The organism is Methylomonas sp. MgM2 (assembly GCF_054172045.1).
This window is the reverse complement of sequence record NZ_JBSYXO010000029.1, coordinates 41,001-51,280: the sequence shown is the minus strand read 5'-3', so window position 1 is coordinate 51,280 and position 10,280 is coordinate 41,001. Positions and strand designations below refer to the sequence as shown.

General features: G+C 54.5%; 9 protein-coding genes. 3 read left to right on the top strand and 6 right to left on the bottom strand.

The window, feature by feature from the left end:
• Nucleotides 1-26: 26 nt before the first annotated feature.
• The 4 genes from ACW73I_RS17935 to ACW73I_RS17920 form a co-directional block, all read right to left on the bottom strand.
• Nucleotides 27-3,941 (bottom strand): RecQ family ATP-dependent DNA helicase, encoded by a 3,915-nt coding sequence (locus tag ACW73I_RS17935; RefSeq protein ID WP_458030805.1) that lies wholly within the window; start codon nucleotides 3,939-3,941, stop codon nucleotides 27-29.
• Nucleotides 3,942-4,070: 129 nt separating this feature from the next.
• The gene (locus ACW73I_RS17930) at nucleotides 4,071-5,093 is read right to left on the bottom strand and encodes a M23 family metallopeptidase (RefSeq protein ID WP_458030804.1); all 1,023 of its coding nucleotides are present in this window, start codon (nucleotides 5,091-5,093) and stop codon (nucleotides 4,071-4,073) included.
• Between the two features lie 40 nt (nucleotides 5,094-5,133).
• Nucleotides 5,134-5,430 carry a hypothetical protein gene (locus ACW73I_RS17925; RefSeq protein WP_458030803.1) on the bottom strand — a complete coding sequence of 99 codons (297 nt, stop codon included), beginning with the start codon at nucleotides 5,428-5,430 and terminating at the stop codon, nucleotides 5,134-5,136.
• A gap of 207 nt (nucleotides 5,431-5,637) precedes the next feature.
• Nucleotides 5,638-6,330, bottom strand: coding sequence for an SDR family oxidoreductase (locus tag ACW73I_RS17920; RefSeq protein WP_458030802.1), 693 nt, complete (start codon nucleotides 6,328-6,330; stop codon nucleotides 5,638-5,640).
• 51 nt (nucleotides 6,331-6,381) lie between these two features.
• Between ACW73I_RS17920 and ACW73I_RS17915 the strand changes: the two genes are divergently transcribed.
• Complete coding sequence (locus ACW73I_RS17915; RefSeq protein WP_458030801.1) at nucleotides 6,382-6,726, top strand: DUF2956 domain-containing protein; 345 nt, start codon at nucleotides 6,382-6,384, stop codon at nucleotides 6,724-6,726.
• A gap of 51 nt (nucleotides 6,727-6,777) precedes the next feature.
• On the opposite strand, the gene ACW73I_RS17910 is transcribed toward ACW73I_RS17915, so the two are convergent.
• Both ACW73I_RS17910 and ACW73I_RS17905 read right to left on the bottom strand, forming a co-directional pair.
• Nucleotides 6,778-7,440, bottom strand: a complete 663-nt coding sequence (locus ACW73I_RS17910) for a response regulator (protein WP_458030800.1) — start codon at nucleotides 7,438-7,440, stop codon at nucleotides 6,778-6,780.
• A gap of 152 nt (nucleotides 7,441-7,592) precedes the next feature.
• Nucleotides 7,593-8,945, bottom strand: a complete 1,353-nt coding sequence (locus ACW73I_RS17905; RefSeq protein WP_458030799.1) for an ATP-binding protein — start codon at nucleotides 8,943-8,945, stop codon at nucleotides 7,593-7,595.
• 171 nt (nucleotides 8,946-9,116) lie between these two features.
• Here ACW73I_RS17905 and ACW73I_RS17900 point away from each other — a divergent pair, with 171 nt between their 5' ends.
• Entirely contained in the window at nucleotides 9,117-9,620 is a 504-nt protein-coding gene (locus ACW73I_RS17900) for a DUF2380 domain-containing protein (RefSeq protein WP_458030798.1), read from the top strand.
• A 78-nt stretch (nucleotides 9,621-9,698) separates the two neighbouring features.
• Nucleotides 9,699-10,145 carry an SRPBCC family protein gene (locus ACW73I_RS17895; RefSeq protein ID WP_458030797.1) on the top strand — a complete coding sequence of 149 codons (447 nt, stop codon included), beginning with the start codon at nucleotides 9,699-9,701 and terminating at the stop codon, nucleotides 10,143-10,145.
• The last annotated feature ends 135 nt before the right edge of the window (nucleotides 10,146-10,280 follow it).

Here is a 10,280-nt window from a genome sequence, read left to right as displayed (position 1 = left end):
ATCACGTGGCGGTGTAGGCGCGATTGCTAGCCAGGGATGGCTAGCAATCTTTCCCGCCGGAAGCCGACACTCTCCGGCAAATAATAGGTTTTGGCTTGGTAGTCGTCGGCGAAGCGTTTGATAAAGCGGACGCTGGCGCCGTCGAAGGCGTAGATGTTCTGATCGTCGTCGCCTACCGCCATGATGGACAACCTGTCTTCCTCGTTGTTGATGGTGCGGCCGGCCAGGGCGCTGATCAATTCGTAATGTTCGGCGTTGATATCCTGATATTCGTCCACCAGCAAATAACGCAGGCCGGACAACAAGCGGTCGCGCCGTCCCGAAGCCTCTAAGTCGCCGTCCGCTTCGGCATTTTTCAAATAAATGGTCGCTTTCTTGATGACGTCGGAGAAATCGATATCCTCGCCGTGTTCGGCGGCGACCGCGTAACTGGTCCCGGTCAAGCGCATCGCCAGGCCGTGCACAGTTTGCACCGCGACGCCCGCCGCATCGGCGCCGATCAAGTCCCATAACCGGCGCCTGATCTCTACCGCCGCCGAACGGTTATAGCTCAGCACCATGATGTCTTCCGGCGCCACCATGCACTCGCGTATAAGCCAGGCGACCCGGTGCACGATGACCTTGGTCTTGCCGGAACCGGGACCGGCCAATACCAAATGATTGCCGTCCAAGGCCGCAGTGACGATGGCCTGCTGTTCGGGGTTTTTCAGATCGGTCAAAATGCGGCGATGGGCGGTTTCGGTGGTCGCCATATCCAGAACTTCCCGGCGCCCGGCGAAATAGCGCCGCACGAATTCGTCGCGCTCCATGCCGAAATAATCGACGATAAAGGCCATGGCCGCTTGAATCTTGCCCAAGGCCAGGCGCGCGTATTCCGCCATCACATGAACCTGGATGATCTTGTCTTTGTAATGCAAAGCTAACTCGGCGTAATCCGAGTTCTTGAATTGCCGGCGCCTGGCTTCGGCATTCAGGTGTATGCTCATCGCCGAGCGGAACACCGCCTTGCCGCGGGCCAGATGCAACACTTCGTTGCCGTCCAGGTAGACCAAGGTTGCGGCCAGCGCGGTGTACCAGTCGCGGACGTCCAGGTCTTGCAGAGTCAAATCGGCTTGCAAGGCTGCTTCCAGCTCGCATTGCTTACAGGTGACCAACAAGGCGTTGCCTTCGCGCTTGGCTACGAAATAGGCAACCAAGGATTGCGCCAACCGCATGCGCTTGCGGCGGATGGCGTCGATATCGCTCCAATTGCGTAACAGCTTCAGATAGCGGTTATCCTGACCGCCGGGCCGCATCGCGAAAAAGCCGCGCTTGTCGCTGCCGCTACCGAAGGCCTCGGCAAACGATTTCATCAGCCGCGATAAACCCAGCGGTTCCAGGTCGACGCCGGACTCGCGCCGCAAGGTATCGCACAAGCGGCGCACGTCCAGGATTTGCCATTGTTCCCGATCCGCATCCGGCGCCGCCTCGCGTAAGCAGGCCAGCAGCGCGTCTTCCAATTTGGCCAAGGCTTCCAACCGCTCTGCCGTATCCGGATCGCGGTACAACACCACTCCTATTTCGCTATCGTTGGATAGCAGCTGAAAACGGTCCAAATCGCGCAGCAACTGCATCACCCGGTGCGAATCGCAACCGGTGGCCAGCATCAGATCGTCGGTGCTGACGCCTTCGTCGTCCTCGCAATAAAACAATTGCGACAGCAGCGCGATATAAGGTTCGACATCGGCATTCGGCCCCAGTCTTTTCTCCAGCACGGCCCGTGCTTCATCCAGATTCGGCACCAGCAAACTACCGGGAAACACGCGGGTATGGTTTTCCTGGCGCTCCAGCAAACGGGCTTCCTCCAGCCAGGCCACGCCGATGCGCACCTTGGTATCGGCATCGGCCGCATCGGGATCGATGCCGTGTTTGTCGGGGATTTCCAGCAGGATCTCGCCGCTGGTCACCACCACGGAGCCTTCGCTGCGGTCTTTCCGTTCTATGCTTCTCAGGGCTTTCAAGATCGCATAAATATCGTGCCGGCTGAGTTTGGAACTGCGCAGCAAGCGAAATTGCACGTCCAGGTCGGCATCGTCGTACAGCAGCACGCAGCGCGCCGGTTCTTGATCCCGCCCGGCGCGCCCGGCTTCCTGCAAGTAGTTTTCCAGGGAGCCCGGCGTATCCAGATGCACCACCAAACGCACGTCGGCCTTGTCCACGCCCATGCCGAAGGCGTTGGTGGCGGCAATGACCCGTAATTCGCCGGAGATGAAGGCTTCTTGTACCCGGCGCTTTTGTTCGGGCAGCATGCCGCCGTGGAAAAAACCGCAATCGAGGCCGGCTTGCACCAGAAATTCGGCCATGGCCTCGACCGTTTTTTGCCGCGCGCAAAACACGATGGCCTCGCCGTCGTCTCGCAAGGCCTGTTCCAGAAGGCGGAGCACTTCCGGAAATTTGGCCTGTACCGGTACCGCGTAGACTTCGTAGTGCAAATTTTCGCGCTTGACGCCGCCGCTCAGCGTTTGCAAGCGGATGTCCAACCGCTGCTTGAAATGACCGACGATGTCTTGCACCACGTCCGGCTTGGCGGTGGCGGTAAAGCAGAATACCGGCGACGGCTTGTCCTTCTGCCGGTTTTTGATGAAGCGCGAGACGTATAGATAATCCGGCCTAAAATCGTGCCCCCACTTGGACAAACAGTGCGCCTCGTCGAATACCCAGGCGCCGATTTCGCGGTGGGTCAAGGCATTGGTAAACGCGGTACTCCTAAACTGTTCCGGCGCGACGAATATCAAACCCAAATCGCCTAAACGCAATTTGTCCAGCATGATGCGCCGTTCCATCGGATTCAGCAGGCTGTTCAAATAACCGGCGCAGGTAATGCCGCGCGATTCCAGGTTATCGACTTGGTCTTTCATCAAGGATTGCAAGGGCGAGACGACCACCGTCAAGCTGCCGTTGCGGTAAAAGCGCGCCAGCGCCGGCAATTGGTAGCACAGGGATTTGCCGCCGCCGGTCGGCAGGATGGCCAGCGTCGACGTTCCGGCGAAACCGCTTTCGACGATGGCTTGTTGCAAGGAGCGGCCGTCTTCGGTCGTCGGCGCCGGCCGAAACTGGTTTATGCCGGGGAAATAGCACGGCAGTAGTTTCGATAAATCGTGTTGTTCCCGGCACCAGTCGCAATCCGGATCGCCGCACGGCACGTCGCGCAACAACGCGATCAGTTCCCGCGTTTTCGGAAAAGACAGGCTGACCCAAGGCGGCAGTACCGAATTTCCGCCGGACACCCGCAACCAGGCCACCACGTAAGCCAAGGGCTTATGCCATTCGGAATCGGTCAAAAAATCATCGGCGACGCGTTGCTGGCCGACCGTGCAAACCTTGCCGTCGCTCGCCCGCCGCCAAGCCGCTTGCGCCTCGCTTAGCGCAGGCCGCAGCGCCGCTCTTAAGGTTGCGAAAAAATTGGCCAGGCCTTTGCCGTTTTCGGGCGCCAATAAGTAGTGCAGGCACAAGGCCTCGTCGGCATGTTCGGCAACGCGCCGGCGCAAGGCGTCGGCTTGGTCTAAAAACAGTTCGTAAGCCAATTCGGCTTCGCGCACCGGATCGTTGCGGGTCGTCGTGCAAAGCTTGTAATCTTTGACCAGACGATGATACGGATTTTGCGGAAAGGCCACCGGCGACAGTTCCAAGGTGTCGATCATCGGCAAGCGGTGCAGGGCCAGATCGGGATGCAGCAACGATAAAGCCGGCTGATCGAAGGCGATCACATTATGGCCGAGGACGAAGGCCGCGCCGTCGGTGATCCGGTTTAGCTCGGACACGAGATTGGCGGCTTTACCGGCGAGTCGCAGTCTTGCGTCGGTATCCGGCCTATAGGCGCCGATTTCCTTGAGTCTTAACCGGTCTTGTCTGGCGGTTTCAATATCGATACAGAGACATTTCGCTCGGTTTCGGTCTGGCATGTGGTCCTTGAAGCCGTTCAAATCGTTAAAGTATAGTGCTGATTTCGCTTGTTTAGCCCCATCCGGGATAGTACCCGCTGAACCTCCCGGCAGCAAGAAAGGTGCTTGGACTGCCGATTGATCGAATGGCTAAAACGGCTTTAGGTTCAGCCGAAATTCGGCTTGAGCGCGGTTGCCGGCAAAATCTTCGGCTGAAATATATAGAGTAACGGACGCCTGTTTGTCCGGGTGCAGTCGGTTGGTGTCGAAACGGACTCTATAAAGAAACACTCTGGGTTTCGATGGGTCGATTTGATTGGTTAACTGCGTGCCGTCGGGAAGGACGATGGGCTCGACTTTGTAAACGGCGCTTACGCCTTCTAAAAAGTCTTTGCTCGGCAGACTGTTTCGGAAATCGTAATCGGTAATCGTTTGATCGTTACAAGTCACGCTCAAGCGGGCAATCGAATCGCCGGCGGGTTCGCCGTCGATAACGTCCAATAAATCGACGACCATGTCGTAAACGCCCGCTTTGACCGAGACGTTTTTGGCGGCGTTATGCCATTGCGCTACCACATGGTTGTCGCTGTCCGCGAAATAGACCCCTCTGAATTCAGGGGGCGTTTTATCGGCAAGCGGCGGAAAGAATCTAAGCGGATTTTGATGAATTCCGACTTGGTCGATAACGTCGATATGCACATGCGGCGGAATAGTCGGATCGAAACGCGGGGCGTCATAGATTTTCGCAATCGGCGTTCCGGCTTCGATCCGCCCACGCTGATCGGCCAGCGAGCGAATTTGATCGGGAATCGTTTGCTGATCTATGTGATGAAATTCCCAGCGATTGCCGTCGTCGGCGTCGATAAAGACCGCGTAAGTATAGGGTGTCTTCGCGCGAGGGTAGTAATAACCGATTGCTACGCTGCCGCCTACCGGCGCATAGACGGCTGTTCCCGCCGCGGCTTTAATATCAAGTCCGTGATGAAATCCGGGCCTTCCGCCATAGAACTGCAGCGTTGAGATCGTATCCATGATCGAATAGGCGTCCTTGATCGGCCAAACGTACTGCGGCGATAGTTCGGCAGCGATTGTCCGGCCGGCGAAAACGTAACAGATCAAGCCGATTAACCGTAGTACGGCTAATCCGTGTTTCTTAAATAGTGATTGTTGCATGGCAAAGAGCTGAACGCTTGTCGGTAGTCCAAACCAAATATCATGAAAATTTAAAAATCATATCTTCCTGAATTTGGCGAACCATACGATTGAATTGATCCGACTTGACGTCGATATATCTAAGCGGATCGTTTTTACTCAGCACGAATTCCCTGATGAACTCATTGTTCCAAGACCGATAATTATCATGCACCGCACGTAACACGGAATTCAGTTTATTAGCGGCATAAATCACATCGTCTTCTTGATCTTGTACCTCAAATTCCTTTAAGCCTTTTATTGCGCGCTTGACTTCAAAAAAAGCATTATTGGAGTCTGATTGTGCAGTTTGTTCCATATGTTTTCTCCGATTAAAAGTACGAATATTCAATTCAATTTCGTCAGGACTCAATGTCACATCAAGCCCTTAAACCAAACTTAACGATAGGCAGGGTGGTAATGGCTGAGGGGTAGCATGTTCAAGTTGTAAAATCGATTGAAGATCAAGGATTCCGGCTTTGATTCGGTCATTAAAGACTGTAGCTATATTAGCTAACGTAAGCAGTCAGTGTCCAGGCACGGTTAAAGGTTTGCCGTTATCGGCGGCCTTGAGTTTAAGTAGAAAAGGCACCGCCGTTTCCGCCCAACGTTCTGCTGAGGGATAATGCTTTGCTTCTTCGCCAAAACAGATTTTCAGCATGTCGGTAGCGATAATGCCGGGGTTCAACGCAATTGCCGCCATGGTTTTCGGCAATTCTTGCGCTAAAGCGCGTGTCAAACCTTCGATCGCCCATTTGCTGGCACAGTACGGCGCAACGCCGGCATCGGTGCTTCGGCCCCAGCCCGAGCTGAAATTGACGATGATGCCCGCTTGCCTTTCGACCATAGCGGGGACAAAGCCACGAATCAGATTGGCCACGCCTTTTATGTTTACATCGACGACGGCATCGAAATCTTGCGCGGAAATTTGCCACAGCGGTTCCACAGAGTTGATCAAGGCGGCATTATTGAGCAGCATATCAGGCGGGCCGAAATCCTTGATGACGGATTCGGACCATGCCGCCACATCGGCATTTCGGGTAACGTCGACTACATCGAAGCGATGCGGCGATGCGAGTTCCGTTCCGAGGTCCGCTATCGCGGCTTGCGATCGCCCGCAGCCAATGACGGTATGACCCAAACCAGCAAACTTGGCGGCCATGGCTCGGCCTAAGCCGCGAGTGACGCCGGTGATGACAATGATCTTGGATTTGGACATACTGGCTCCTTACCTAGCACTCAATCACTACTATAACGTTTAAGCGCGATCATGAGCAAAAACAGCCAGCAAAAGCCTTCTCCTCATACGCAAGAAGAGGCGTTAAAAATCGCCAAGAGCATTCAGCGTCCGGCGCAAACCAAAGAGCAAACCAAACTGATTGCTCAAGGGATACAACAAGGCATCGATCTTTACAAACGCCAACAGAAAGAAAAAGCCCGAGAGCTGGATAAACAACGGAAAAAATTAGCGCAGCAAAAAACGCAACCGGGCGGGCAGGATAACAATGAAACCAAGGAAATCATCGTTTATCGGCAGCATTGGCTGCCTTGGGCATTGCTGGTCATGACGTGGTTGGGTGTCGTAATTTATATCGCGACCAGCCAGCCGGTATGACTGGATACGCTGAGAGAAGACATGCCAATCCGGTTTGCCAAAATACCCTGGCTAGGCCGTCAGATCCAAAAGATTGACCAGATTTAATTTAATCGCCAGACGGGTCAGTTCGATGTCGCTGTCGACGCCGAGCTTACTCTTGATTAGATAATGGGTATTGCCGACGGTTTTGGGGCTGATATGCAGAATCGCGGCGATTTGTTCGTGGCTTTGGCCGTCCACCAACAATCGTAAGATTTCGAATTCGCGCACGGACAGCGACGACAGTGCCAGGTGCTCGCTTCCCAGTCTTTCCAAAGCCAGCGCTTGTGCAATGTCCGGGCTCAGTGCCACTTTGCCCCGGTATATTTCGCGAATGGCTTGCAGCAGAATTTCCGGTTCGCTGCTTTTGGTGATGTAACCCAATGCGCCGGCCCTAATGGCTTGCGTCGCGAATGCCGGATTTTGGTGCATGCTGAACACCAGAATCTTCGCTGTTGCGCAATATTGCTTGATCCGTTTGATTAATTCCAAGCCGCTGTCGTCCGGCATGGACAGGTCGGTAATCAGCACATCCGGTTGGTATTGTTGAAACAAGCGGTAGGCTTGGCTGCCGTTGCCGGCTTCGGCAACGATTCGTAAATCCGGCTGTTTGGACAACAAGGAACGATAGCCTTCGCGGACGATGGCGTGGTCGTCGGCCAACAGGATATGTATGGTTTTGGCTATCGGCATATTTCAAGGACGCTTAGTTGTTTTATCAATGGAATCTTGCCCGGACTGGTGAAAAAACACCGTGAAAGCACCGCGGTCAGCGACGCTTAGTCGCGACAAAGTGTCGCTCCCACATAGCTCGCCTTTCATGTTCTGGAACGATACCAAATGTTTCATGATCGTTTGTGAACCGGTAATGTCAGCGAAACCCGCAAGCCATGCGGCTGCTGAATCGATAAAGCCGCTCGTCCGCCTAAAGCTTCGGCACGTTCGCGCATGCCTAGCAAACCGATGCCGGCGGAACCGGCGAACGGCAATGCGGCGGCTTTGCCATCGTCTGTGACCTCCACCAGAATCCGGTCCGAAGTAACGGTTAAGCGGATATCGACTTGAGTTGCCTCGGCATGCTTGGCCACATTGGTCAGACATTCTTGAACCGCGCGGAATATGAACAAAGCCGGCGTTTCCTGGATTTCTTGAACATTGCCGCTGACGGTTAAAGCATAACGGGTTTTAGCGCCGGCATGTCCGTTCCAGGAAGCGACCAAACCGGACAGACTGGCCGCCAATCCCAATTCATGCCATTCCGGCGGGTGCAGGCGTTGCAGCATCGCGCGTATGGCAAGCTGCATATGCCCGGTAATCCGGCCTATGCGTTCGCCGTCTTCCAATAGCCCAGGACACTTTTCGGCGGCGGTTTGTTTGATCGATGCGGCCACGGCGTTGATCGCGGCCAGGCATTGGCCGAATTCGTCGTGCAGTTCGCCGGCTAGCTCCCTACGCTCTTGTTCTTGCAATTCCAGCATTTTGCCGATCAATCTTTGCCGCTCCGAAAGTAACTGTTGTTGACTGGCAGCGAGTTGGTTGATCGCAGAAGCAATGCTTTGCCATTCATTTAGCTCGAATGCGGGCAAGCGGAAAGACAGTAAACCGCCTTCCAGTTTTTTCAAGCCGTCTACGATGATTAAGCTTGGCCGCAGAGCCCGGCGCATAACCAGATAAACCAACACCGATACGGCCAGCACGGTCGCGCCGGATAAACTCATCAGACTGCGGCTGTAGCGCCAGGCTTGAGCGATTTCCTGTTCGGCGCTGGGGCTAACCGTCACGCGGCCATAATGGCGGCCATTGGGCGCAACCGTTTGTTCCACCGGCAAGCCGGGTTCGAGCAGTAATCGATAAACGGCTGCAAAGGCATTGGGCCAATCCTTAGACAGAGATTTATCGCCGTTGCACAAACTGCGCGGCGTTACTTGACTAACGGGGGTGTACACGACGCAGGTGCCCGGTTGGATGCTGGCATGTTGTTTCCAGCTGTCGAAATCCGGAAAGGGGTTTGCGCGGCCGATGCCGGCTTGAGTCAGCAGCAACTGAGATTCCAAGTGCCTAGCCAGCGATTCGGCCAATTGCCGCGAAACTTGCACGGCCTGACGATGGCTTTGATCGAGTGCATAGCTACCGATCATCCCCAAGCACAGCAAGACAACCAGGATAATTCGCGTTAGCAAATAAGATTGTAACTGCATGGCTTACCCGATCCGGTCATTGAAAACGCATCATTCTATGCTTGGTCCGGGCGAGGTTAAATTCTCATTGCTTCTATCGGGCAAATTGCCCGACTGAGGCGGGCAAATTTCGGCTTACTTAAATCAACGACACCCTTAATCTGGCGCCGGACAAATCAACGGAGACCCATCATGCACATCAATAAATCATTGGCATTCAGCCTGTTGCTGTTGGCCTCGGCGGCGCAAGCTAAAACGCGGATCGCGGTGCTGGATTTCGAGCTGAACGACATTACTTCCTTACCCAACACATCGGCAGAGTTAACGCGCACCGCGTCGATGGCGCCCTTGCTGCTCGAAGCATTAGGCCGGGCCGGCGATGTTCAAGCCGTACCGGTCTCGCCCGATCTGCAGAACCACGCCAACGGCGGTTTCGGCTATCTGTTCCGCTATCCCGATGAGGCTGCAAAACTCGGCCGACAAGTAGGCGCCGATTTGCTGGTCGTCAGCCAGCACAGCAAACCCAGTTTTTTATATTCCGAACTGTGGGTGTACTTGGTCGATGTAAAGACGCAACAACAGCTGGCGCGTTACGACATACAACTAAAAGGCAATCATGAAAATGTCACGCGGCACGGGATTCAGGCTTTGGCTGAAAAAATTCAAGTCACGCTTGATGCTAGGCCAAACCGTTAGCGTGCGCGGGCAGTTCTAATAAACCCGTGCTTACGGCTTAAATCCATTTCGACCTTGATCCAGACTTAGGTGACAACGATGCTGACCAAACAAGCGATTGTTAAAAAACTAACTTTACCGGCGGAAATTGCTTGGAACGCCATCCGAAAATTAGACCGGTTGGATGTCTGGTTTCCATTCATTCAAACCTGCCGGCTGCAAGGTTCCGGGCCGGGGGCTTTACGTTATATGACGACCGCTGACGGTGAAGAAATCACCGATACAATCGAAGAAATCGACCAGCGCAACATGCGCTTAGTCTACCTTAGGCCGGTTTCTCCGTTTCCGGTCAGCCGTTATAGGGGAACGGTCGAAGTGTTCACTTCTTTTGATGGCTTAGCGGTTGTGGTCTGGACGATAGACTTCGAATCAGAGCCTGAAGATGCGGGATCAGTGGCGGAAATTGTGTACGCGGCCATCAGCGATGGCATTGACGGCATGGAAAAAGACCTAAATCGGCTATTTCATCAAAAAAGAGCCGGTTGAGCCTGTAAACCGGCATAAAATCCAATGGCTGTTTATCGTGTTGCAGTCGGCCGATCGCCGGCCGAATCGATCCGGAGCCGGCGAACAATGATCACATGATCCACGCTCTTCGGACCGGATTATCCCGATCCGAGG

Coding starts and splice junctions, on each gene's coding strand:
- ACW73I_RS17935 (WP_458030805.1), bottom strand. CDS start 3,941: ATGCCAGACCGAAACCGAGCGAAATGTCTCTGTATCGATATTGAAACC.
- ACW73I_RS17930 (WP_458030804.1), bottom strand. CDS start 5,093: ATGCAACAATCACTATTTAAGAAACACGGATTAGCCGTACTACGGTTA.
- ACW73I_RS17925 (WP_458030803.1), bottom strand. CDS start 5,430: ATGGAACAAACTGCACAATCAGACTCCAATAATGCTTTTTTTGAAGTC.
- ACW73I_RS17920 (WP_458030802.1), bottom strand. CDS start 6,330: ATGTCCAAATCCAAGATCATTGTCATCACCGGCGTCACTCGCGGCTTA.
- ACW73I_RS17915 (WP_458030801.1), top strand. CDS start 6,382: ATGAGCAAAAACAGCCAGCAAAAGCCTTCTCCTCATACGCAAGAAGAG.
- ACW73I_RS17910 (WP_458030800.1), bottom strand. CDS start 7,440: ATGCCGATAGCCAAAACCATACATATCCTGTTGGCCGACGACCACGCC.
- ACW73I_RS17905 (WP_458030799.1), bottom strand. CDS start 8,945: ATGCAGTTACAATCTTATTTGCTAACGCGAATTATCCTGGTTGTCTTG.
- ACW73I_RS17900 (WP_458030798.1), top strand. CDS start 9,117: ATGCACATCAATAAATCATTGGCATTCAGCCTGTTGCTGTTGGCCTCG.
- ACW73I_RS17895 (WP_458030797.1), top strand. CDS start 9,699: ATGCTGACCAAACAAGCGATTGTTAAAAAACTAACTTTACCGGCGGAA.